This window comes from Pseudomonas sp. FSL R10-0056, from assembly GCF_009600105.1.
Lineage (GTDB): Bacteria > Pseudomonadota > Gammaproteobacteria > Pseudomonadales > Pseudomonadaceae > Aquipseudomonas > Aquipseudomonas bubulae.
Map to the genome: position 1 here is coordinate 32,873 of NZ_WIWL01000178.1, position 22,355 is coordinate 55,227.

A 22,355-nucleotide genomic window follows, 5' to 3' on the forward strand; every position below is an offset into this window, starting at 1 on the left:
TGACACGACGCTGCAAGCGTGATGACACGCTGTTACTCGTCACGCCCCTCCATCATGGTGCGCTTGAGCATCACATAGACCGCGCCGGCGCCGCCATGCCTGGCCTGGCAGGAGCAGAAGCCCAGTACCTGTGAGTGCTGGCGCAGCCAGGTGTTGACGTGGCTTTTGATCATCGGGCGCTTGCCGTCCAGACGCACGGCCTTGCCGTGGGTAACGCGCACGCAACGTACTTCAAGGCGCACGGCTTCACCGAGGAATTCCCAAAGGGTTTCGCGGGCCTTTTCAACGGTCATGCCGTGCAGGTCAAGGCTGCCTTCAAAGGCGATCTGCCCCAGCTTGAGCTTGCGCATCTGGCTTTCCTGCACGCCGTCACGGGCCCAGCTCAGCTGGTCCTCGGGGCCAACATCAATCACAAACTGGTCTGACAGGCCGTCGATGATGGTCGCGTTGGTGCGCACAATGGCGTTCTGGCGCAACTTGGCCAGCTGCGCACGGTCAGCCTTGGGTTTGCCGGTGTCGGCACGATCATGCTTGATCGGTTTGACACCGCGAATCTCGTTTTTGAACAGGGAAAAATCGTCGTCTTGCATGTCAGCCTCCGCGAAGGGCTGCCAGTTTACCCAAGTCGACGACAATCGGGCGGCGGATATGCGTCAGTCGTGTTTTTTCATCAGGTGCGGGGCCATGTTCAGGCCAAATGGCTTGCGCATCAGGCGCCGGCGTCGACGCCACATCCATACCCCTAGCCAGCACACCAACAGGCCGGACACCAACACCAGTGTTGCACCTGCGGGGCTGGCATTGAGCTCGCCCAGTGCCGTTGGATGGCCAATCAGGCTGGCGGCACCCGCCAACAGCAACAGCATGCCAAGCAGTGCCAGCAGCGCTGCAAACATCAGTACCAGGCGCGAGCGCCAGTCGCGATGAGCCTTGGGGCGCAAACGCCGAGCATCAAAACCATCGGAGATCTTCATTCCGATCTTTCCTTAAAGGGTATCGGCCCTTCGGCAGGGACTTCGTCAGGTTGTTCCTGAGTGTAGTGAAATAGGAAAGCGCCCGCAGGCTGGAGCTGGTCCGGGATGGGCGGTTGCAGGGGCCGCCCGTCAACGTCCGGTTCAGATCAAATCAGGTTTTGGGTCAACGTCAGGGTGGCAAAGTTGTCGTTCATGATGGCCATTTCGGCTTTTTGCACTTGCTCGGCGCTGATAATGCCGTCCGCGGTCGGCAGGTCGCGGGTGGCGCAGGCGTCTTCCACCAGGGTGCAGCGCAAGCCGTAGTCCTTGGCCGCACGCACGGTAGTGCTGACGCTGGAGTGGCTCATGAAGCCGCAGACGATCACATCCAGCGAGCCGAGGTTTTCCAGGGCCTTTTGCAGCCCGGTGTCGTTGAATGCGTTGGGCATGCGCTTCTCGATAATCTGCTCATCACCCTGTGGTTCCAGGCCCTTGATAAAGGCGCCACGCTCGCCCTGAGGGTCGAACATACCGCCAACGGTGCCCAGGTGACGGATATGGATGACCGGGCGCTTTGCCTTGCGGGCAGCTTCAAGCAGACGGGCAATGTTGGCGGTGGCCGCGTCCATGCCGGAAAGGGCCAATGGCCCGCTCAAGTACTCATTTTGCGCATCGATGATCAGCAGGCTGGCGTTGCTCAGATTGGCTGCGGCATAGCCACGTCCTGTGAGTTGAAACATCGTCTTTAAAGCGGGCATTCGGGGGCTCCTTTGAATGGGGCTTTTGCGACATTCTCCACTGGCGGAGCGTTTATGTGAATGACTAGTCGTGCAGGCCTTGTGGTTGCTGGCCTGTAGCGATGTCAAGCAAATATGTTGTAGCCATAAAATGTACAAAATGGAGCGATTTCAGGTTTTTATTGTACACGGTCTTACTTTTTGAAACGCCGTCACGTGTAGTCGTCCGGCTCACCTTTGGCGCGTCGGAGTTTGGCTGTTAGAATCGCCAATCGATTTTGAGGAGTAAGACCATTGATCACTTCCCGCCTGCGCACTTTGCGCGACCATATTCGCTGGGCCGTTAGCCACTTTCATGGGGAAGATCTGTTCTTTGGTCATGGTACCGACAATGCCTGGGATGAAGCCCGTCAACTGGTGCTGGGTGCGCTGAACCTGCCGTGGGAAATTGCCGATAGCTATCTCGACTGCCGCCTTGAAGACGATGAGCTGGTCAACCTGCAACATCTGCTCAAGCGCCGTATCGAAGAGCGCGTGCCCACGGCCTATCTGTTGGGTGAGGCCTGGTTCTGCGGCATGTCGTTTATCGTCGATGAGCGCGTGCTGATCCCGCGCTCGCCGATCGGTGAGCTGATTGAAAAGCGTTTTGAACCGTGGCTGGGTGCTGAACCTGCACGCATTCTTGACCTGTGTACCGGTTCGGGCTGTATCGGCATCGCCTGTGCCTACGAGTTCCAGAACGCCGAAGTGGTACTGGCTGACCTGTCCTTTGAGGCCCTTGAAGTGGCCAACCAGAACATCGAGCGCCACGGTGTCGACGCACGGGTTTACACCGTGCAGGGCGACGGCTTTGATGGCTTGCCGGGGCAGCGTTTCGACCTGATTGTGTCCAACCCGCCGTATGTGGATGCCGAAGATTTCGCCGACATGCCGGCCGAGTATCAGCACGAGCCGGAATTGGGGCTGGCCTGCGGTGACGACGGCCTGAACCTGGTACGCCGGATGCTGGCCGAAGCGGCTGATCATCTGACCGAAAAAGGCTTGCTGATCGTTGAGGTAGGCAACAGCCAGATACACGTTGAGTCGCTGTACCCGGAAGTCGACTTCGCCTGGCTTGATTTTGAGCGCGGGGGGCACGGTGTATTCATGTTGACCGCCGAACAGTGCCGTGCCCATCAGGGGCTGTTTGCTTCTCGAATCTGATCAGGCAAGAGCATTACAAACGCTGCAATACCTCTTCGCTTTTTGTTCGTCCGCAACTCGATACATTCGACAACGGCTGGGCATCAAGCGAAGCGGTTTTGGCACGCATCTCCCTGAAGTGGCTGCCTGCTTGATGCCCGTATTGGTTTGTATACGAGGATCAAAGCATGACACAAACGTCCCGGTTTCCTTTGGCTCCCAGCGACACTGATCTCGACACGCGCGCCCGATGCCTCCTTGAGGGCTTGACCCTGCGCGAAAAAATCGGGCAGAAGTTGCTCGTGGCCTTTCGTTATTGGTGTCCTGACGACCAGCCAGCGTGCACCCTGAGTACCACCCGGTTCAATTCCGCCATGGGCGATGCCCTGCGTAACAACGCCATTGGCGGGGTTATTTTGTTTGGTAACAATTTGAGTTCGCTTGAGCAGGGCAGAACCCTTCTGGATGATCTGCGCGCTGTGCCCCCGGTCGCGGGTGAACTCGGCCTGTTGCTGGGGGTGGACGAGGAGGGGGGGTCAGTGTTTCGCCTGCCGCGCAGGGCGGCCACGGTTTTCCCGGGCAACATGGCATTGGCTGCGGCCTGGCACGGCGGTGGTGACGAGCGGATGGCTTATGACCAGGGTGTGGTGTTGGCCGCCGAGATTGCGGCTCTGGGGTTTAACTTGAATTTTGCCCCGGTGGTGGACGTCAACAGCAACCCGTTCAACCCCGTCATCAATGTGCGCGCTTTTGGTGATGATGTACGCACGGTCAGCCTGTTGGCCCGACGCATGATGCAAGGTATGGCTGCACAGGGCGTGATCGCGGCGTACAAGCATTTCCCGGGGCATGGGGATACGGAAACGGACTCGCATATCGGGCTGCCGGTGGTGAACAAGTCCCGTGAAGATGCCTGGGCAATTGATCTGGCGCCCTATCGTTTGGCCATTGAAGCGGGTGAAGCGCCAGAAATGGTCATGACCGCCCATATTCAATATCCTGCGCTCGATAGCACCCTGGTTCAGACGCGCACCGGTGAACCGATTATTGCACCTGCGACCATGTCGCGGAAAATTCAGCACAATATTCTACGGGGTGAGCTTGGCTTTCAGGGCGTGAGCATCACGGATGCGATGGATATGAAGGCCATTGCCGGTTTTTTCGGTCAGGCCGACGCCGTGATAAAGGCTTTTCAGGCGGATGTGGATATCGCCCTGATGCCCATTGAATTTCGTACCGCTCGCCAGGCCGGGCTCCTGTCCGGGTTGGTTGATCAGGTGGTAGCGGCTGTCGAGGCGGGCGATATTGATCGACAGGAACTGGATCAGTCGGTATTGCGGATTGTGCGAATGAAGTTGCGCAACGGGATTACCGCCGAGCAGGGCGCCAGGCCTCGACCTGAGTTGAATATAATTGGCAGCCCGGCACATCGTGCGCTCGAGCAACGTATTACCGCGCAATCCATTACATTGATTCGTAATCAGTGCGCCGTGTTGCCTCTGAAGAACCAGTGCGCGCGGATCTTGATCCTGACCCCGAGGAATGAGCAGGCCGAAGCCTTGCGCCGCAGGTTCGAGGAGGCCGGCTATCCTGCGCTCCTGTTGACAGGCAAGGCGCTGAGAGGCGTTGGCTGGGTTGAGATAAAGCGGGCGATCAACGCCGCAGAAACGGTGATTCTCGGTACCTCTTCAATCGGTGTCAGTGCTGTCGTGCGAAATGCGCATGCCGATCAGTTGTTGTCAGGAGCAACCGTGCAGAGCAGTTTGCAATGGCTGCGCTGTGCCATGGAATACGCCACGTCCCGCGGCAAGCTGGCTATTCATCTGACGATGAACTCGCCCTACGATGTGGTGGAATTTGACGATATCGCCGGCGCCACATTGGCGACCTACTCGTCCAGGGGGTATGACCGAGGTCTGCTGGGGCCAGCCTTGCCGGCTGCTGTGGATGTCATGCTGGGGCGGAGCGTCCCCGTGGGGCGTTTGCCGGTTGATATTTTTGCCCTGGCCGATGGCAGCCAGCCGGGGGCGTTGCGCTACCCCAGGGGAACAGGTCTTGGCTATCCGTAACCCATAGTGACCCTGTGCAGCGGGTGGGTACCATCAGCGGTGCGTCGCAATCCAGATCAACAACCCTGCCTGGAACACCGAAAAGGCTACCAGGCAGGTGATGGTAAAGCGCAGGCCCATTTCTTCGCGCTGGTACCTGCCGAGTTTTTCTTCTTTTTCCCGCAGTTTTACCTCTTGTTCCTGCAAGTTCTGTTCGGCTTGCTGGAGCATTTGCGCAGTCTCAAGAATGTCGAGGAACTGAAGCTTTTCGCCATTCCAGCTGTCCAGCAACTCGCCCACTTGCACGTCTTCGATCCGTGCCTTGAGAAACTGGGCGTCGGCATACACCACATCAAAGCCCTGCACCCGCAAAACATGATCGCGGCGCAGGCGGCTGTCTTCATTCAGGGCGTCCCGGCTGGCCAGGTCGGTGCCGTCAACGCGGTAGTGCGACCATTTTTTCTGCGCCCACAACGCGGCCTGAGCCAGCAGAAAACGGCCGATCCCGCGGTTCGCCGGTTCAACTTGCAAACCGCGCTCAGGGCTGAAACGCACGCGGTGGGTGCTATGGTCGACCCACAGGTCAAGCTGGTTCTGTTCGCTGCGCACGCGCTGGCCCGGCAGGGTGATGGTCATGCGCAGCAGGCTGAGGTCTTTGCTGTGGCGTGTGGCGTGGCCAAACTGCACAAAGCGTAACGGCCGTGCCCCGGTGTTGCGGTCAGTGGGCAGGGGGGCGAGGCGCAGCATGCGCAAATGCTCGGGCTGCACATCGGCCCAAGGCAGCGGCGGGGCCTCGGGCACTTCCGGTGCCTCGGGCCCGGCGGGTTGTGTTGGGGTGTCGCTCATAACGGCTCGATCCTGTGCTGGATGTCAGCCAAGCAAAGACGGCCGACACCGGTTTATCGGCCGTTGTGCGCAGTACTGTAGGGCTGGCCCGCATTGACTTTCGTGATAAAGCGCACAGTTCGGTCGCCCAGTTCGCCTGCCAGACGCTGATTGGGGTCGTTATAGGACTGCACCTGGCGCTTCATGTCCATTGGCACGATGCGCATTACGTGGTTCATGCCATTGATCAGTGTCAGTACGGCATCGGGCTTGGCGGCCTTGAGCAGGCGGGCATCCTTGACCTCTACCTGAATGTCGTGGGTGCCCTGAATGATCATGGCCGGCATTTTCAGTGCGGCGAAAGCGGCTGCCGGGTCATGGCGCAGCAGGCTGGTCATGTACGGCTGCACGCTGGGGCGGAAGATCACTTGCAGATCCTTGGGCACCTTGTCGTCGGTCTTGCCGGCTTCCAGGCTGCTGATCAGCTCAAAACTGCGCTTGAGCAGGGCAGGTGGCAGGTGATTGCGTTGCAGTTGCTCGCGCAACAGCACGCCCACCGGGCGCCCTGTACCGGCAATCGAAACCACGCCGGCAGCACCGATTTGTGGGGCTGCCAGGCTGGCGATCATTGCGCCTTCACTGTGCCCGAGTACAAACACCTTGCCAAAGCGCGGGTCGCTTTTGAGTTTCTCGCCCCATGCCACGGCGTCGGACACATACTGATCGAAGTTGAGCTTTTGCTCGTCAGGCCCGGCAGGCTGGCTCTGGGCGATGCCGCGCTTGTCGAAGCGGACGCTGGCAATATTGCTCTGGGCCAGGCGCCAGGCCAGTTTTTTCAGGGCGTCATTGCGCCCGCCGATAGGGTTGTTGCCGTCGCGGTCAGTCGGGCCGGAACCGGCAATAATCAGCACCACGGGTACGGGCTTGTCGCTCTTGGGCAAAACCAGCGAGCCATACAACGTGCCGGAGCCGGTATCGAGCTCAATGGGCCGCAGCAAGACATTGGAGAGCGGGGCCGCCAGGGCCTGGGTGCCAAAGCCAAACAGGGTCAGTGCTAATAAAAGTATTCGCAGCATCATAGCGCCATCATTGTCTAGTGTGCCGGTTGGACAAACCCGGATGAGTAAGGTTCGAGGATGAACTACAGAGGTAGCCTGCGTATACTGGCGCTTTTGGTTATCTGGGATCTGTTCAACATCTGTTGTGTTGCAACAAGACTTGAACTGATCCCGGGCTGAACTTTATCGGCTGATTTTCGCGGAGCGCCCTGCATGTCCGGCAATACCTACGGCAAGCTGTTCACTGTCACCACCGCTGGCGAAAGCCATGGTCCGGCGTTGGTCGCCATTGTTGATGGCTGCCCGCCAGGGCTGGAGCTGTCCCTTGAAGATTTGCAACGTGATCTGGATCGACGCAAGCCCGGCACCAGCCGCCACACCACCCAGCGCCAGGAGGCCGACGAAGTTGAAATCCTCTCCGGGGTGTTTGAAGGCCGCACCACTGGCTGCGCCATTGGCCTGCTGATCCGTAACACTGACCAGAAGTCCAAGGATTACTCGGCGATCAAGGATCTGTTCCGCCCGGCCCACGCTGATTACACCTATCACCACAAGTACGGCGAGCGCGATTACCGCGGTGGCGGGCGCAGTTCGGCGCGTGAAACGGCCATGCGTGTGGCCGCCGGTGCCATCGCGAAAAAGTACCTGGCCACCCAAGGCATCGTGATTCGCGGTTATATGAGCCAGCTGGGCCCGATTGAAATCCCGTTCAAGACCTGGGACTCGGTTGAACAAAACGCCTTTTTCAGCCCTGACCCGGACAAAGTGCCGGAGCTTGAGGCCTACATGGATCAACTGCGCCGTGACCAGGACTCGGTTGGCGCCAAAATCACCGTGGTCGCCGAAGGCGTGATCCCGGGGTTGGGCGAGCCGATTTTCGACCGTCTGGATGCCGAGCTGGCCCATGCGCTGATGAGCATTAATGCCGTAAAAGGTATTGAAATCGGCGCCGGTTTTGCCAGTGTTGCCCAGCGCGGCACCGAGCATCGCGACGAGATGACCCCTGAAGGTTTCCTGAGCAACAACGCCGGCGGCATCCTGGGCGGTATTTCGTCTGGCCAGCCGATCGTTGCCCACCTGGCGCTCAAGCCAACCTCGAGCATCACCACCCCGGGCCGCTCGATCGACGTGCATGGCAATCCGGTGGACGTGATTACCAAGGGTCGTCATGACCCGTGCGTGGGTATCCGTGCCACGCCGATTGCCGAAGCCATGATGGCCATTGTGCTGATGGATCACCTGTTGCGTCATCGCGGCCAGAACGCCGACGTACGCGTCAGCACGCCCGTACTGGGCCAGTTGTAATGCAAGGATTGTTGAGCGTCACGGTCTGACGGCCGTGGCGACACTTCCTTACTGGCGTCTGTCAGGCTTCTATCTTTTCTATTTCGCCTTGCTGGGTGCCACAGCGCCGTTTCTGGCGCTGTACTTCAATCACCTGGGGTTTTCCAGTGCGCGTATTGGCGAACTGGTGGCCATCCCGATGCTGATGCGCTGCGTTGCGCCCAACCTGTGGGGCTGGCTGGGGGACTACAGCGGTCAGCGTCTGCTGATCGTGCGTCTGGGTGCGCTCTGCACCTTGTGCAGTTTTGCCCTGATCTTTGTCAGCCAGAGCTATGCCTGGCTGGCGCTGGTGATGGCGCTGCATGCGTTCTTCTGGCATGCGGTGTTGCCGCAGTTTGAAGTCATTACCTTTGCCCACTTGCGTGAGCAGCCTGAACGTTACAGTCAGATTCGTTTGTGGGGCTCGATCGGTTTTATCCTTACCGTGGTGATCCTGGGCCGCCTGTTCGAATGGCTGAGCCTGGATATCTACCCGGTGGCGCTGCTCGTGATCATGGCTGGCATTGTGCTGTGCAGCCTGTGGGTGCCCAATGCGCAGCCCTCCAGCCTGGGCCGCAAGCAGGTGGAAGGCGGGTTCTTGAAGCAACTGTTCAGCCCGGGCGTGCTGGCGTTCTATGCCTGTGTGGCGCTGATGCAAATGAGCCACGGCCCGTACTACACATTTCTGACTCTGCATCTGGAACACCTCGGCTATAGCCGTGGTGTGATCGGCTTGCTCTGGGCCCTGGGAGTGGTGGCCGAAGTGCTGATGTTTTTGGCCATGCGCCGTATCCTGCTGAAATTTTCCGTGCGCCGGGTGCTGATGTTCAGTTTTATCCTCGCTGCCTTGCGCTGGCTGTTGCTGGGGTCTTTTGCCGAGCACCTGTGGGTGTTGCTGTTGGCGCAGCTGCTGCACGCCGCCACCTTTGGCAGTTTTCATGCCTCGGCCATGACCTTTGTGCAACGCAGTTTCGGTCCCGGCCAGCAAGGCCAGGGCCAGGCCCTGTACGCCACGCTGGCCGGTATCGGTGGCGCCGTGGGGGCGCTGTACTCCGGTTACAGCTGGAACACCCTGGGCCCCGCTTTCACCTTTAGTATGGCGAGCGTCGCAGCGCTGGCTGCAGCCGTTATCATTGCCACCCGACTGCAAGAGGACAGGCCATGAGCCTTACCCGTGAACACCTGAGCCTGGAAATCATTGAAGCCGGGCGCTTTTTATATGCGCGCGGCTGGTCACCGGCCACCAGCAGCAACTATTCCACCCGGCTTTCGGCCAGCCAGGCGCTGCTGACGGTTTCGGGCAAGCACAAGGGCCAACTGGGCCCGGACGATGTACTGGCCACTGATCTGGCGGGCAACAGCCTCGAGCCGGGCAAGAAACCGTCCGCCGAAACCCTGCTGCATACCCAGCTGTATAGCTGGCGCCCCGAAATTGGCGCAGTGCTGCACACTCACTCGGTGAATGCCACGGTGCTGTCGCGCCTGACGCCGGCTGACAGCATCGAATTTGAAGACTACGAACTGCAAAAGGCCTTCAGCGGCGTTTCGACCCATGAGTCCAGGGTGCGGGTGCCAATCTTTGACAATGACCAGGACATCGCGCGTCTGGCGGCCAAGGTCCAGCCATGGCTGGAAGCACACCCAGACTGCGTGGGTTATCTGATTCGCGGGCATGGCCTGTACACCTGGGGTGCGCGCATGAGCGACGCCTTGCGCCAGATCGAAGCCTTCGAGTTTTTGTTTGAATGCGAACTGAAAGCTCGCGCAATACTCAATCGTTAACGCTGACTTCACCGTGAAGAAGCTCACACCCTGATTTGAACGGTCTGCCTGAACGGCCTGTAAAAGCCGAATGCGCGCCGAAGCCGAGGAACCACGCCCCATGAGCAGTTTGTCCGTTTATCACGTATCGAGCCCGGAACTCCCCAACAAGGTGCTCACCCATTTTGATGATATCGCTTCAACACTGGCCGAGCAGGGCGTGCGCTTTGACCGCTGGCAGGCCGCCACGCAGATCCAGCCGGGGGCCAGTCAGGATGAAGTGATCAACGCCTATCGCGTGCAGATTGACCGGCTGATGAGCGAGGGTGGTTATGTCACCGTGGACGTGATCAGTCTCAACAGCGATCACCCGCAAAAAGCCGAATTGCGCGCCAAATTCCTCGACGAGCACCGCCATGGCGAAGATGAAGTGCGTTTTTTCGTCGCCGGTCGTGGCTTGTTTACGCTACATATTGGCGACTATGTGTATGCGGTGTTGTGCGAAAAGAACGATCTAATTTCAGTACCCGCAGGCACGCCGCACTGGTTCGACATGGGTGAGCATCCGCATTTTGTCGCCATCCGCCTGTTCAACAACCCGGAAGGCTGGGTTGCCAACTTTACCGGCGAAGACATCGCTGAACGCTTCCCGCGCCTCGAAGACTAAGGATCTCCCATGCCGATCAAAGCCATCCTGACCGATATCGAAGGCACCACCAGCGCTGTCAGCTTCGTATTTGACGTGTTGTTTCCGTATGCGGCCAAACATCTGCCCGGGTTTGTGCGCGAGCATGCCGAAGACCCTGAAGTGGCCATGCAGCTGGGCGCAGTACGCCTGGATAGCGGCGAGCCTGAGGCCGATGTCGAACGGGTCATCGAGATCCTCCAGCAATGGCTGGCCGAAGACCGCAAGGCCACACCACTCAAGGCCTTGCAAGGGATGATCTGGAAGCAGGGATACGCCGCGGGTGAGCTTAAGGGCCATGTTTACCCGGACGCGGTCGAAGCGCTGCGCGAGTGGCATGCCAAAGGGTATGACCTGTATGTCTACTCGTCAGGCTCGATACAGGCGCAAAAGCTGATTTTTGGCTGTTCCGAGGCGGGTGACCTGACGCCACTGTTCAGTGGCTACTTTGACACCACCTCCGGGCCCAAGCGTGAGGCGCAATCCTATCGCCACATTACCGAGGCCATAGGCTGCCCGGCCGGGAAGATCCTGTTTTTGTCGGATATCGTTGAAGAACTCGATGCTGCACAGGCGGCCGGCATGCTGACCTGCGGCCTGGCCCGTGAGGGTGGGGAACTGGCGGGACATAAAACCGTGAGCAGTTTTGCCGAGATTGACCCTGCCGCAATTAAAACAACACTGCTGTGGGAGTGAGCCTGCTCGCTCCCACAGTCATGCCGTTCTCTATCGCGGACTGCTTTGCACTACCCTTGGATTTAGCGGGTGTGATAGGTCGGCAGGGCAAAACGATGCTGGCTTTGCAGCAGCGAAATGGTCGGCAATTCACTGGCAGTGCCTGCCAGGTCACGACGAATCGCGCTGATGGCCCAGGTCAGTTCCTCGGCGGTATGCAGTTGGGTGTAAGAAAGTGTGCGCTGGGTCTGTTTGCCTTCGTTGTCACACAATGTCAGCAGCACGCCGCCATCCGGGCGGGGTTTAACGGTGACAGTGTGGTTGGAGAACAACGATGCGAATTTTTCCTGGATCAGGCTCATATGTTCAGCTCCATTAGCGCTTGAATGCTTGTATGGAGTAGAGATTGCAGTGATTGTGCCACTATTCTTTTTTTAAAAAACCCATATAAATCAACAGCTTATAATTTATGCAAAAAGCATTTGTCGTGCATTTTGCATGAGTGGCCATCGTGCATCCTGCATTTTGCCCAGTCGGTATCAGGCTCAGGCAGCTGATTGATTGTTCCTATGGGTGTATTGAGCAAAAAAGGGGTGACACCGTGTCTGCGTCTCAGGAAACTAGGTTTTTTTTGTAGCCAGGGTGGAACCTTACATGTCAGAGAACAAGCCAGCAGACCAGAGCCGCCAGATGACCCCGGAAGAGGCCGCCGACTTTGCCGAGCAGGTGTTCAACAAGGCACGGGATGGTGATGCTGCAATGCTGGCAGCCTTGCTGAGCAAGGGCTTGCCGGCCAATTTGCGCAACCACAAGGGCGATACCCTGTTGATGCTGGCCAGCTATCACGGCCACGTTGAAGCGGTGAAGGTGCTGCTTGAGCACAATGCCGACCCCGAGATCCGCAATGACAATGGCCAGAGCCCGATTGCAGGTGCTGCCTTCAAGGGCGACCTGGAAATGGTCAAGACCCTGGTTGAAGGTGGCGCACAAGTTGAAGGCGCATCATTTGATGGCCGTACAGCGCTGATGATGGCCGCCATGTTCAATCGTGGGGAAATCATCGATTACCTGATCAGCAAGGGCGCCGATCCAAAAGCCAAGGACGCCAATGGCATCACCGCCCTGGATGCCGCCAGGACCATGGGCGCAGCCGAAACCGTGGCGCAACTTGAGAAGCTGTTGGGCTGATCGCCCCTTGAAGGGCGCAATTGATATATCCTGCGCGCCCTTAATTTTCCTTGTGACAGGCCTCGCCCATGAAAACCACTCTCGTTGAACTCATCAGCAAAATCAGCTCTGGGTGCATGGGCGACGACGAAATCGCCTCCATCGCGGACGAGGCGGCTCAAGCCTACGCCGATCAGGCAGCATTTCTGCTTGCCAACCCGGACATCAACTACGACGACAGCTTCCCGATCCCGCTGGGTGAATGGGTTGTGGTGGGCAGCTTGCCGGAAACTGTGTTGTTCCAGGCCGATACCTGGATGGACCTGTTTGCCCAGATCGTCGCCTCTTTCGGTCCTGATGTAGCGTTCAATATCAAGCCAAAGCAATTGGCCAAGACCGAAGCGCTGACCGCGCTCAACCGCATCCAGATCCAGATGGGCAGCATGAGCCCGGAGCAGGGCGGTTATGTGCTGGTCAACCTGAGCCAGCCGCTGGACGACGAAATCCAGGTGGTGCTGGTTTACGGCAATGACGTGCCGCGCGTGCTGGAACTGTGTGCCGAAGTCGGCATCGCCGCTGCGCCATCGCTGGAAGCCCTCAAGGTTGCCGTCCACGTCTGAAACCCTGGCTGCTGCAATAAAAAACGGAACCCTGGCCGTGGGTGACTATCCTATGAGCACAAGTACTCAATCGGGAGCGTCATCATGGGTTCAACGTTTAATGGTCTGATCGGTCTGATTATTCTGGCCCTGGATATTTGGGCCATCATCAACGTAATCAAAAGCGGCGCCGGGACGGGCGCGAAAGTGCTTTGGGTGCTGCTGATTCTGTTCCTGCCGGTACTGGGACTGGTGATTTGGGCCATCGCCGGGCCGCGGGGCAATGTGCGTATTTGAGCTGCTTGCCAGCGGGCAGCGACGGTAAATCGTGGTTGCCCGCTTAGATTGTCGGCGTCAAGGTTCGACCTGTCATGTTCCTCGACGTAGAATGCGCGCCTTTCTTGGGCAGTTGGACCCGTGTCGCGATAGCGGTATGAGGTTTGGCTGTCGATCATGGGCGGGTGACCGTCCGTTGCCACCAGCATTCAAGGGGACTACCCATGGCCGAATCGCTTGACAACCACTATCTCGAAACCCTTTACGAAGGCTATGGCCAACGCTTTCGCATGGACAAGCTGCTCCATGAAGTGCGAACCGATCACCAGCATCTGGTGATCTTCGAAAACCCGGTCATGGGCCGCGTAATGGCTCTGGACGGCGTGATCCAGACCACCGAAGCGGACGAATTCATCTACCACGAAATGCTTACCCATGTGCCGATCCTGGCCCACGGTGTGGTCAAGCGCGTGCTGATCATTGGCGGTGGTGATGGCGGCATGTTGCGCGAAGTCACCAAGCACATTGGCATTGAGCACATCACCATGGTCGAGATCGACGGCACCGTGGTGGACATGTGCAAAGAGTTCCTGCCCAACCACTCCAAGGGTGCGTACGACGATCCACGTCTGAACCTGGTAATCGACGACGGCATGCGCTTTGTCGCCACCACCGAAGAAAAATTCGACGTGATCATCTCGGATTCCACCGACCCGATCGGGCCGGGCGAAGTGCTGTTCTCCGAGAACTTCTACCAGGCTTGCCACCGTTGCCTGAATGAAGGGGGTGTACTGGTCACCCAGAACGGCACGCCATTTATGCAGTTGCAGGAAGTGCAGACCACCGCCGGGCGCATGCGCAGCCTGTTTGCTGACTGGCATTTCTACCAGGCTGCCGTGCCTACCTATATCGGCGGCTCCATGACCTTCGCCTGGGGTTCGACTGATGCGAGCTATCGCAAGTTGCCGCTTGAGACCCTGCGTCAACGTTTTGCCGGTAGCGGTATCGTGACCCGCTACTACAATCCGGAAGTTCATATCGGTGCTTTCGCCTTGCCGCAATATGTTTTGCAGGCTATCAACAAGCCAAGCAACGACTGAGGCTGTGCAGTAGCAAGGCAGGGCGTCAGTTGTAGAACTGTGGGAGCGGGCTTACCCGCGATGCAGGCGACGCGGTTTAAAGTTGGACCGCGTTGCTCCAATCGCTAACAAGCCCGCTCCCACAGGGAATGAGCGCCCTTTCTTATGTTTCAAGATGTGCTCTGCACGAAATTTTCACGGTACCTTTAAGACAATTCGCACGCAAAATTTTGCCTGTCTACTCGTAAACGCCTCAGTTCAGGCGTTTCTGGTGGGTCTCGGGTCAAAATCTGTGTAATTAAAGAGCGATGCACCCGTGGCAAGCCACCGGTGATAAAGCCACTTCAACTTGAACCAATGGGTCCTAAAACGACATGGCAAACCCGGACGCCCCAAGCCAACAGCACGCGGCCACGCGTGTGTTGCAACCGACCGTCAAATCGCATCTGGCGTTTACGCTGCTCTGTGCCTTGATCATGATGGTGATGTTCACCCTGTTGCGGGTGGCATTGCTGGTTTACAACCGGGAAATGATCCTCGACACCCCGGCATCGACGTTCCTTGAAGCCTTCGGCAACGGTCTGCGCTTTGACGCCCGGATTGTCGTGTACTTCAGTATTCCGCTGCTGCTGGCGGTGCTCAGTGTCAAGGCCATGGCCATGCGCGGTGTGCTGCGTTTCTGGCTGACTGCAGCATCCAGCCTGGCGCTGTTTTTGGGCCTGATGGAGATGGACTTCTACCGTGAGTTCCATCAGCGTCTTAACGGTCTGGTTTTCCAGTATGTGAAGGAAGACCCGAAAACCGTGATGAGCATGCTTTGGTATGGCTTCCCGGTGGTGCGTTACCTGCTGTCCTGGGCTGTCGGCACTGTCATTTTGTACTTTGCCTTCCGCGGCGCCGACCGCGTGACCCGTTCCAGCGCTACCCGCGCGGCTGCTGGCACTTCGCGTGCGGTGGCGCCCTGGTACGGCCGTGCAGCGGTATTTGTCGTGCTGCTGCTGGTGTGTGTGGTCCTGGCCCGTGGCACATTGCGTCAGGGTCCTCCGCTGCGTTGGGGTGATGCCTACACAACCGACTCCAACTTCGCCAATCAGTTGGGGCTCAACGGCTCTCTGTCATTGATTGCCGCTGCGAAAAGCCGCTTCGGTGACGATCGCACCAATATCTGGAAGGCTACCCTTGAGCAGCCCGTAGCGACGCAGACCGTGCGCGACATGCTGCTGACTGAAAATGACAAGCTGGTTGATCCTGATACCGCTCCTGTGCGTCGCGATACCACGCCGCCTGCGGAAAAAACCCTGCCTATCAAGAACGTCGTCGTAATCCTGATGGAAAGCTTCGCCGGTCACTCGGTCGGTGCGCTGGGTCGTCCGGGCAATATCACCCCGTACTTCGATGAGCTGTCCAAGCAAGGCTTGCTGTTCGAGCGCTTCTTCTCCAACGGCACCCATACCCACCAGGGCATGTTTGCCACCATGGCGTGCTTCCCGAACCTGCCGGGTTTTGAATACCTGATGCAGACCCCGGAAGGCAGCCACAAGCTGTCCGGCTTGCCGGAACTGCTCAGCGCCCGCAAGTTCGATGACGTGTATGTCTACAACGGCGACTTTGCCTGGGACAACCAGTCTGGTTTCTTCAGTAACCAGGGCATGACCACTTTTGTAGGTCGTAACGATTTCGTTGACCCGGTGTTCTCTGATCCTACCTGGGGTGTGTCCGACCAGGACATGTTCAACCGCGGCCTGGAAGAGCTGAAAAAGCGTGAAGGCAAAGAGCCTTTCTATGCGCTGCTGCAAACCCTGTCCAACCACACGCCGTATGCCTTGCCTACGCCATTGCCGGTCGAGCCGGTAACCGATCGCGGTTCGCTCAACGAGCATTTGACGGCGATGCGTTATTCCGACTGGGCGCTGGGGCAGTTCTTCGAAAAAGCGCGCAAAGAACCCTACTTCAAGGAAACCCTGTTTGTGATCGTGGGCGATCACGGTTTCGGTAACGAGCAGCAGATTTCCGAGATGGACCTGGGGCGTTTCAACGTGCCGTTGCTGCTGATCGGTCCTGGCATCCAGGAGAAGTTTGGTACACGCACTGATATCGTGGGCACTCAGGTCGACATCGTGCCAACCATCATGGGGCGTCTGGGTGGTGAGTTCCGTCAGCAATGCTGGGGCCGTGACCTGCTGACTCTGCCTGAGGGTGACAAGGGCAGTGGTGTGATCAAGCCGTCTGGCAGTGACCAGACCGTGGCGATCATCAGTGACGACCACTTGCTGGTGCAGCCTAAAGACATGCCGGCCAAGGTTTGGCAGTACAAATTGGGTGCCAACCCTGAAGCGACCGTGGTCACTGACTCGCCTGAAGCGACCGAGCTGAAGAAAAAGCTCGAATCCTTCCTGCAGACCGCGACCAAGAGCCTGCTGGACAACACCGCAGGTGTGGCTGATCCGAAATAATCAGCCAGTTAAATAAAAAAGAGGCCTCAGGGCCTCTTTTTTATTGGGTCAAATCTTGCCGAGCAACAGTAATATCAACAGTACAACCAGTACGGTACCGATAATCCCTGAGGGGCCATAGCCCCAGCTTTTGGAGTGCGGAAACACAGGTAATCCGCCGATTAACAGCAAAATCAGGACGATCAGAAGAATTGTGGTCATGAGCATTTCCTTTTTGTGGTGTTCCGCCAACGTTCAGTTTTACGGGGCGCCGCTTCAGGAACAAGGATGGGCAGTGCTTATAAAATCCGACTCTCCAGCTCGATGAATAATTCAACTTTTTTCATGCCGTACTCAAAAACAGTTCTGCCTTGATCGGTGGCAGGTGCGCAGGTAGGGTGGCGCGCTGCCCACCTGGAAACACTGCACATGCTCAATTACGTTTGGTTTTTTTTGGCTGCCCTGTTTGAAATTGCAGGCTGCTACGGGTTCTGGATGTGGCTTCGTCAGGGCAAAAGTGCCTGGTGGGCTTTGCCCGCTATTCTGAGCCTGGTGCTGTTTGCCCTGCTGCTGACCAAGGTTGAGGCAGCCTATGCCGGGCGGGCCTATGCGGCCTATGGCGGGATTTACATCGTGACATCCATTGCCTGGCTGGCAGTAGTGGAACGTATCCGGCCACTGGGCTCAGATTGGCTCGGGGTAGGACTGTGCGTGATTGGCGCGACCATCATCTTGCTGGGACCGCGTTTTACCCCCTCGTAAAGGGAAAATTCCGTAGGGAGTACGTAGGAATAAGCCTTGTATGCAGTAGGTTGTAACTGAATTAACTTGTAAGTATTGAAGCCGGTTTTTATGCCGTGCAGTCTTTGTGGCTCCCCACCCTTGAGGATGAGAGCCATGCAGATACTGAGTCGAACCGTCGGAGAGCATTTTTCAATCGGGGAAGATATAACGCTGTTTGTCATCGCCGTTAACGGCAACAACGTGCGCCTGGGGATTGAAGCTCCCAGGCATATCAGCGTGCATCGCTCGGAAATTTATGAGCGGATAAAAAACCAGCCCGTCGGGCAGCAGGCAACCGGATCTTCGGCCAAGGTTTAATCAAAAAATTCCTTCGGTACCGCGTGCCTGGGCATCAGTTGGCATTGCTGGCTTTCCAGATCGAAGAAAATTACTGCCTGGCCTTTGCTCAATGCATGTCGAACCCGTAGTACACGGGTTTCTTGGGGAGTGTCATCGCCGTTGTCCGTGCCGTCGCGACTCACAAAGTCCTCGATCAGGCGGGTGAGGGTGTCGGGTTCAAGCTGGTCGTAGGGGATAAGCATCTTGGGCTCTCGTAAACAAGCGTGTTGAGGTGGTTGGCCTTGGGCTTAAATCGCCTTGTTGCGGTTGTCCCAGTAATGCTGAGCCAGTTCAAAAGCTTGCGCCCGGGGTGTGCCCAGGCCGCGCAATGCCAGGGCCATGGTCGACAGCAAGGCCAGTTGCGGGTAGCTGTCCTGGACTTCTCCACGCCACAACGCCTTGAGGTGTTCAGGGTCTAGCGACGCTGGTTTGACATGGCGCTGTGAAGACAGTGCTGGCCATTCTTCATCCCAGTCAACACCAGCTGTAGTGCCGTAAAGATGGCTTGCGCTATCGGGGTTGATTTCGACTTCGCCGCCATCACCCTTGATCACAATACTGGTGTCACCCAGCAAGCCGCTGGCTTCGCGATGCACGCTTTGATAGCCCGGATGGAAGATGCTTTGCAGGCCGCAGCGCGCACCCAGCGGGTTGAGTATGCGAGCCAATGAATGAATCGGCGAGCGCAGCCCGAGGGTGTTGCGCAGATCGATCATGCGTTGCAATTGTGGCGCCCAGTCCTGCAGCGGCATAAAGGCCGGATTCCCCGTATCCAGGGCCTCGTTGACACTTTGCCAGTTGCGACACAGTGGAATGGCCAGCGCGTCGAGAAGCTGCTCGCTGTACATTCGGCCCGCCGTATGGGCGCCGCCGCCATGCATGAAAATGCGTACACCGTGCTGTGCCAGGCACTTGGCTGCCAGCAAGTACCAGGGCAGGTGGCGTTTTTTACCGGCGTAAGTCGGCCAGTCAATGTCGACCTTGATCGCGGGAGGTGTCAGTCGCTCCCTGACGGCCTCGGTAAAACCGGCCATTTCCTCTGCGCTTTCTTCTTTATGCCGCAGCAACATGAGGAAGGCGCCCAGTTGCGTGTCTTCTGCCTTGTCGTCAAGCAGCATGCCCATGGCTTCGCGGGCTTCTTCCCGAGTCAGGTTGCGGGCACCCCGTTTGCCTTTGCCCAGGATGCGTACAAATTGCGCAAAAGGGTGTTCGGCGGGAGTTTCAAGTGTCAGCGCAGCGGGAGTGTTCATAGGCAATTGGTCGGTTTGGGCAGGCCCGCCAGCTTGGCGGCGAGTTTGGCAGGGGTGCCGTTAAACAGTCGGTTGAGATGCAGGCTATTGCCCTTTTCTGGACCCAATTTGAGTGCCGTGTACTTGATCAGAGGGCGAGTGGCAGGCGATAGCTCGAACTCCTGATAAAAGCTGCGCAACAACTCGAGGATTTCCCAGTGTTCGGCGCTCAACTCAATACCTGCCTGCGCCGCCAGTGCCTGAGCAACATCAGCGGACCAGTCGTTGAGATCGAGCAGATAACCGTCCTTGTCCAGCTCGATATTTTTACCGTTGAGGGTGAGCGTATTCATAGCCAGCTGTTGACCTTGTCGTAACGAATCGACAGCTCGACGAAAGCCGGGTAATCAACGCAGGCCGCCCATGGCGGACATTCCAGGTTGCGTGCCTGCAAGTCCTCTTCAAGGATAAATACGGTTTTTCCAGTCAGGGCTGTGAGAGCAGTGCCTTGAAGCTGCAGGGCATACACCGCGTCGCCACAGAGCAAAAGGGCATCGTCGCTGCCTAACACGCGAAGACAGCTGCTCAGGCGTATGTCAGAAAATGGTGAGTGGCTCACAACATGTAGAGTCGACATCAGAGGGTGATCACTTGGTCATAACGGTCAATAAGAGCGCGGACAGCTTCAGTCGACAAGGGCTGCACATCAATTGCCGCAAGCCCCTCGGTTGAGATGCCGCGTTCGTCAAGGCTGTGGTTGCAGGCAAACAGATCGTCAACGCCGAACATGGACAGGGCCTGCAGATTGGCCGTTAGATTCTTCTGCTGGATGGCTGCGGCATTTTGAGTCGCCAGCAGCTGAAAAATACCGTCATCCATAAACAGCAGGGCAATCGGCAAATCAAATGCACCGCCTGCCAGCACGATATCCAGTGCTTCTTTGGCGCCGGGCCCCGACCACGGTGCCTGACGGCTGATAATCAATAGTGACTTGGGCATTTCAAGGTCCCCCGAAACAGATCAATCGATCGGCCGATTGAATGGCATCGTGCAATTGGCCCAGTCCGGACAACTCCCAGGGTGCATGAACATTGACCCCGGGGCGCTGATAGCGTGCGGACTCGTCTTCATTGAGTACACCGCGGCGCAAGGCAGCGGCAATACAGACCACACCATCGAGTTGGTGCTGGCTGACAAAAGTTGCCCATTGTTGCGCAAGGTCCTGCTCGTCTTGCGGCGTGACGATATTGCTCGAGGCAATATGAACACCGTCCTGATAGAAGAACAAACGGACAATTTCATGGCCGCCTGCCAGCGCTGCCTCGGCAAAGCGCAAGGCTCGACGGGAGGAGGGGGCATGGGCCGCTGAATAAAGGGCAATGGCGAATTTCATGGTGGGCTCTGTCGGCAAATCTGGGGCAATGATAAAGCCAGATGCCCAAAGATGCTTGTGGCAGACAACAAAAAGCCCGCCGAAGCGGGCTTTTATATAGCGGTTGTTGATCAGTCGTCGCGGCTCATGATGCCGAAAATTTGCAGCAGGCTGATAAACAGGTTGTAGATCGATACATACAGGCTGATGGTAGCCATGATGTAGTTGCGCTCGCCGCCATGAATGATTGCACTGGTCTGGAACAGAATGCAGACCGAAGAGAACAGTACAAAACCGGCGCTGATAGCCAGCTGCAGGCCGCTGATCTGGAAGAAGAAGCTCGCCAGCGTAGCGCCCAGCAGAACAAAGAAACCGGCAGTGATGAAACCGCCGAGGAAGCTCATGTCCTTGCGAGTGATCAATACATAGGCAGACAGGCCGCCAAATACCAGAGCCGTCATGGCAAAGGCAGAACTGACCACCTCGGCGCCGCCCTGCATGCCCAGGTAACGGTTGAGAATAGGGCCCAGCAAGAAGCCCATGAAACCGGTAAGGGCAAAGGCAGAAACCAGGCCCCACGCGGAGTCACGCAACTTGTTGGTCAGGAAAAACAGGCCGTAGAACCCGATCAGCACAACGAAAATATTGGGATAGCCGACCCGCAACTGTTGCGAGACATAAGCCATCACACCGCTGAAAGCCAGGGTGAGGGCCAGCAAACCGTACGTATTGCGCAGGACGCGGCTAACCTCTAGCTGCTCGGCCTGCACGCTGCTATTAACTGCGTAATCCTGTTCGCGCATGGCGATACTCCTGTGTTTAGAAATGTTAAGTAGCAAAGATCATAGCAGAGGCTCTGAAACAAGCGATCAAGAGAGTTTGACAACGTGTTTCATTCAGGTATTATGGCGCCCGAAACAACGTATAGGAGGTGTGGCCGAGTGGTTTAAGGCAACGGTCTTGAAAACCGTCGACTGTAACAGGTCCATGAGTTCTTATCCAAGGCTAGCTTCTGTTGCACCTTTGCAAAGCGTTTTATCGGAACATCGGGGAATTGGCAGAGTGGTTGAATGCACCGGTCTTGAAAACCGGCGAACGTTAATAGCGTTCCCAGGGTTCGAATCCCTGGTTCCCCGCCGAGAATCAGTAAAATCAAGGGTTTAGGTGTTACCTAAGCCCTTTTTTTTCGCCTGCAAGAAAGTAGTTTTTGATTCCTTAGTCGGGTTTCCGTCGCCTCTTTGGCAAGGCGCAGCATTCTGGTTGCTACTTGTAGCGCCTTATGCGGGGATTCGCGTTGTCGTAGCACCTTCAGGTTTGTCATCTTCCATATCTACTCATCCCTCTAAAACGTATCGTCCCGAGATGCGTATCTAAGGTGCCAGTTAGCATGTCTGCGGGAGCGAGCAGCGATGGCAAATTCTTGGCAGGCGTGTGGCATCGCCGCGCTACTGCTTGATAAATAAAAAGTGATATCGACCGGATTGCGATGACGGTACAGGCGCTTGTCACGGGGGCGAGATGCCTTGTGGTTTTTTGCGTGATGGAAACTACACGTGCATTCCTTGGAGTGGGGCTTGTTCGAAAATGGCATCGCTAACGTTGTCTTTTTCGGAAGATCGGTGATCTGCCGTCATGCCTCCGGGAGCGTTGGGAGCCTGTTTGCAATCCGCGGGGGAACTTGGGGGGGCAAATGACGTGAAGTCGCTGCCATACGCATCCACGACCAGATGTATCTTGGTGTTGGAGGATTCGCTGTGTAGAGACCGGTACATCCTTTACACATCTAACCGGGTACATCGTTTACACATTTACAGGCTTGAGACGCGTTTTGC

Annotated in this window: 28 protein-coding genes and 2 tRNA genes; 16 read left to right on the top strand and 14 right to left on the bottom strand. The window is 57.3% G+C overall.

Annotated features, from left to right (window positions below):
- Window positions 1-32: 32 nt before the first annotated feature.
- From GHO42_RS12570 to GHO42_RS12580, 3 genes are all read right to left on the bottom strand, one after another.
- Window positions 33-590, bottom strand: coding sequence for a Smr/MutS family protein (locus tag GHO42_RS12570; protein ID WP_095002047.1), 558 nt, complete (start codon window positions 588-590; stop codon window positions 33-35).
- A gap of 63 nt (window positions 591-653) precedes the next feature.
- Complete coding sequence (locus tag GHO42_RS12575) at window positions 654-974, bottom strand: hypothetical protein (protein WP_095002046.1); 321 nt, start codon at window positions 972-974, stop codon at window positions 654-656.
- Between the two features lie 146 nt (window positions 975-1,120).
- Complete coding sequence (locus tag GHO42_RS12580; protein ID WP_095002045.1) at window positions 1,121-1,711, bottom strand: cysteine hydrolase family protein; 591 nt, start codon at window positions 1,709-1,711, stop codon at window positions 1,121-1,123.
- A gap of 273 nt (window positions 1,712-1,984) precedes the next feature.
- On the opposite strand from GHO42_RS12580, the gene prmB reads away from it, so the two are divergent.
- On the top strand, window positions 1,985-2,893 hold the full coding sequence (prmB, locus tag GHO42_RS12585) for a 50S ribosomal protein L3 N(5)-glutamine methyltransferase (protein ID WP_153327667.1): 909 nt from the start codon (window positions 1,985-1,987) through the stop codon (window positions 2,891-2,893).
- A gap of 167 nt (window positions 2,894-3,060) precedes the next feature.
- A complete protein-coding gene (locus GHO42_RS12590) occupies window positions 3,061-4,941 on the top strand; it encodes a glycoside hydrolase family 3 protein (protein WP_153327669.1) in 1,881 nt (626 codons plus the stop codon).
- A 33-nt stretch (window positions 4,942-4,974) separates the two neighbouring features.
- Here the strand turns inward: GHO42_RS12590 and GHO42_RS12595 are convergent, their stop codons facing one another.
- Entirely contained in the window at window positions 4,975-5,766 is a 792-nt protein-coding gene (locus tag GHO42_RS12595; RefSeq protein ID WP_095021343.1) for a hypothetical protein, read from the bottom strand.
- Window positions 5,767-5,819: 53 nt separating this feature from the next.
- Window positions 5,820-6,824 carry an alpha/beta hydrolase gene (locus GHO42_RS12600; protein WP_153327671.1) on the bottom strand — a complete coding sequence of 335 codons (1,005 nt, stop codon included), beginning with the start codon at window positions 6,822-6,824 and terminating at the stop codon, window positions 5,820-5,822.
- A 192-nt stretch (window positions 6,825-7,016) separates the two neighbouring features.
- Between GHO42_RS12600 and aroC the strand changes: the two genes are divergently transcribed.
- The 5 genes from aroC to mtnC all read left to right on the top strand — a co-directional run bounded on the left by aroC (window position 7,017) and on the right by mtnC (window position 11,268).
- Window positions 7,017-8,108, top strand: a complete 1,092-nt coding sequence (aroC, locus tag GHO42_RS12605) for a chorismate synthase (RefSeq protein ID WP_095019567.1) — start codon at window positions 7,017-7,019, stop codon at window positions 8,106-8,108.
- A 34-nt stretch (window positions 8,109-8,142) separates the two neighbouring features.
- The gene (locus GHO42_RS12610; protein ID WP_095002040.1) at window positions 8,143-9,291 is read left to right on the top strand and encodes an MFS transporter; all 1,149 of its coding nucleotides are present in this window, start codon (window positions 8,143-8,145) and stop codon (window positions 9,289-9,291) included.
- Complete coding sequence (locus GHO42_RS12615; RefSeq protein WP_153327675.1) at window positions 9,288-9,908, top strand: methylthioribulose 1-phosphate dehydratase; 621 nt, start codon at window positions 9,288-9,290, stop codon at window positions 9,906-9,908. The genes GHO42_RS12610 and GHO42_RS12615 overlap by 4 nt, the downstream gene beginning before the upstream one ends.
- Before the next feature lie 100 nt (window positions 9,909-10,008).
- Complete coding sequence (locus tag GHO42_RS12620; protein ID WP_095002038.1) at window positions 10,009-10,554, top strand: acireductone dioxygenase; 546 nt, start codon at window positions 10,009-10,011, stop codon at window positions 10,552-10,554.
- Window positions 10,555-10,563: 9 nt separating this feature from the next.
- Window positions 10,564-11,268: an acireductone synthase gene (gene mtnC / locus GHO42_RS12625; RefSeq protein WP_153327677.1), complete on the top strand. Its 705-nt coding sequence runs from the start codon at window positions 10,564-10,566 to the stop codon at window positions 11,266-11,268.
- Window positions 11,269-11,330: 62 nt separating this feature from the next.
- Here mtnC and GHO42_RS12630 read toward each other — a convergent pair whose 3' ends face one another.
- Window positions 11,331-11,609 carry a DUF3509 domain-containing protein gene (locus tag GHO42_RS12630; protein ID WP_095002036.1) on the bottom strand — a complete coding sequence of 93 codons (279 nt, stop codon included), beginning with the start codon at window positions 11,607-11,609 and terminating at the stop codon, window positions 11,331-11,333.
- Window positions 11,610-11,901: 292 nt separating this feature from the next.
- On the opposite strand from GHO42_RS12630, the gene GHO42_RS12635 reads away from it, so the two are divergent.
- The 5 genes from GHO42_RS12635 (at window position 11,902) to GHO42_RS12655 (ending at window position 16,821) form a co-directional block, all read left to right on the top strand.
- Window positions 11,902-12,435 carry an ankyrin repeat domain-containing protein gene (locus GHO42_RS12635; RefSeq protein ID WP_095002035.1) on the top strand — a complete coding sequence of 178 codons (534 nt, stop codon included), beginning with the start codon at window positions 11,902-11,904 and terminating at the stop codon, window positions 12,433-12,435.
- Between the two features lie 68 nt (window positions 12,436-12,503).
- Window positions 12,504-13,034, top strand: coding sequence for a hypothetical protein (locus tag GHO42_RS12640; protein ID WP_095019565.1), 531 nt, complete (start codon window positions 12,504-12,506; stop codon window positions 13,032-13,034).
- Between the two features lie 84 nt (window positions 13,035-13,118).
- Window positions 13,119-13,310 carry a PLDc N-terminal domain-containing protein gene (locus GHO42_RS12645; RefSeq protein ID WP_016781476.1) on the top strand — a complete coding sequence of 64 codons (192 nt, stop codon included), beginning with the start codon at window positions 13,119-13,121 and terminating at the stop codon, window positions 13,308-13,310.
- A 203-nt stretch (window positions 13,311-13,513) separates the two neighbouring features.
- On the top strand, window positions 13,514-14,389 hold the full coding sequence (gene speE / locus GHO42_RS12650) for a polyamine aminopropyltransferase (RefSeq protein WP_095032289.1): 876 nt from the start codon (window positions 13,514-13,516) through the stop codon (window positions 14,387-14,389).
- Window positions 14,390-14,742: 353 nt separating this feature from the next.
- Window positions 14,743-16,821, top strand: coding sequence for an LTA synthase family protein (locus GHO42_RS12655; RefSeq protein ID WP_095019563.1), 2,079 nt, complete (start codon window positions 14,743-14,745; stop codon window positions 16,819-16,821).
- A 48-nt stretch (window positions 16,822-16,869) separates the two neighbouring features.
- On the opposite strand, the gene GHO42_RS12660 is transcribed toward GHO42_RS12655, so the two are convergent.
- Window positions 16,870-17,028 (bottom strand): DUF3309 family protein, encoded by a 159-nt coding sequence (locus GHO42_RS12660; protein ID WP_095002031.1) that lies wholly within the window; start codon window positions 17,026-17,028, stop codon window positions 16,870-16,872.
- A gap of 201 nt (window positions 17,029-17,229) precedes the next feature.
- Here GHO42_RS12660 and GHO42_RS12665 point away from each other — a divergent pair, with 201 nt between their 5' ends.
- Both GHO42_RS12665 and csrA read left to right on the top strand, forming a co-directional pair.
- On the top strand, window positions 17,230-17,562 hold the full coding sequence (locus tag GHO42_RS12665) for a YnfA family protein (protein ID WP_095002030.1): 333 nt from the start codon (window positions 17,230-17,232) through the stop codon (window positions 17,560-17,562).
- Window positions 17,563-17,697: 135 nt separating this feature from the next.
- Window positions 17,698-17,901 carry a carbon storage regulator CsrA gene (gene csrA / locus GHO42_RS12670; protein WP_095019562.1) on the top strand — a complete coding sequence of 68 codons (204 nt, stop codon included), beginning with the start codon at window positions 17,698-17,700 and terminating at the stop codon, window positions 17,899-17,901.
- Here the strand turns inward: csrA and GHO42_RS12675 are convergent.
- The 7 genes from GHO42_RS12675 to GHO42_RS12705 all read right to left on the bottom strand — a co-directional run bounded on the left by GHO42_RS12675 (window position 17,898) and on the right by GHO42_RS12705 (window position 21,326).
- On the bottom strand, window positions 17,898-18,125 hold the full coding sequence (locus tag GHO42_RS12675; RefSeq protein WP_095002028.1) for a YheU family protein: 228 nt from the start codon (window positions 18,123-18,125) through the stop codon (window positions 17,898-17,900). The two genes, csrA and GHO42_RS12675, sit on opposite strands and share 4 nt — an antisense overlap.
- A gap of 45 nt (window positions 18,126-18,170) precedes the next feature.
- A complete protein-coding gene (locus tag GHO42_RS12680) occupies window positions 18,171-19,172 on the bottom strand; it encodes a glycosyl transferase family protein (RefSeq protein WP_095032288.1) in 1,002 nt (333 codons plus the stop codon).
- Window positions 19,169-19,504: a TusE/DsrC/DsvC family sulfur relay protein gene (locus GHO42_RS12685; RefSeq protein WP_095002026.1), complete on the bottom strand. Its 336-nt coding sequence runs from the start codon at window positions 19,502-19,504 to the stop codon at window positions 19,169-19,171. The genes GHO42_RS12680 and GHO42_RS12685 overlap by 4 nt, the downstream gene beginning before the upstream one ends.
- Window positions 19,501-19,788 carry a sulfurtransferase complex subunit TusB gene (tusB, locus tag GHO42_RS12690; RefSeq protein WP_095002025.1) on the bottom strand — a complete coding sequence of 96 codons (288 nt, stop codon included), beginning with the start codon at window positions 19,786-19,788 and terminating at the stop codon, window positions 19,501-19,503. Before tusB ends, GHO42_RS12685 begins: the two co-directional genes overlap by 4 nt.
- Window positions 19,788-20,150, bottom strand: coding sequence for a sulfurtransferase complex subunit TusC (gene tusC, locus GHO42_RS12695; protein WP_095002024.1), 363 nt, complete (start codon window positions 20,148-20,150; stop codon window positions 19,788-19,790). Before tusC ends, tusB begins: the two co-directional genes overlap by 1 nt.
- 1 nt (window position 20,151) lies before the next feature.
- Window positions 20,152-20,544: a sulfurtransferase complex subunit TusD gene (gene tusD / locus GHO42_RS12700; RefSeq protein ID WP_095019560.1), complete on the bottom strand. Its 393-nt coding sequence runs from the start codon at window positions 20,542-20,544 to the stop codon at window positions 20,152-20,154.
- A 110-nt stretch (window positions 20,545-20,654) separates the two neighbouring features.
- A complete protein-coding gene (locus tag GHO42_RS12705) occupies window positions 20,655-21,326 on the bottom strand; it encodes a Bax inhibitor-1/YccA family protein (protein WP_095002022.1) in 672 nt (223 codons plus the stop codon).
- A 124-nt stretch (window positions 21,327-21,450) separates the two neighbouring features.
- Here GHO42_RS12705 and GHO42_RS12710 point away from each other — a divergent pair.
- A tRNA-Ser gene (locus tag GHO42_RS12710) sits at window positions 21,451-21,549 on the top strand.
- A 22-nt stretch (window positions 21,550-21,571) separates the two neighbouring features.
- Window positions 21,572-21,659, top strand: a tRNA-Ser gene (locus GHO42_RS12715).
- Window positions 21,660-22,355 lie beyond the last annotated feature (696 nt).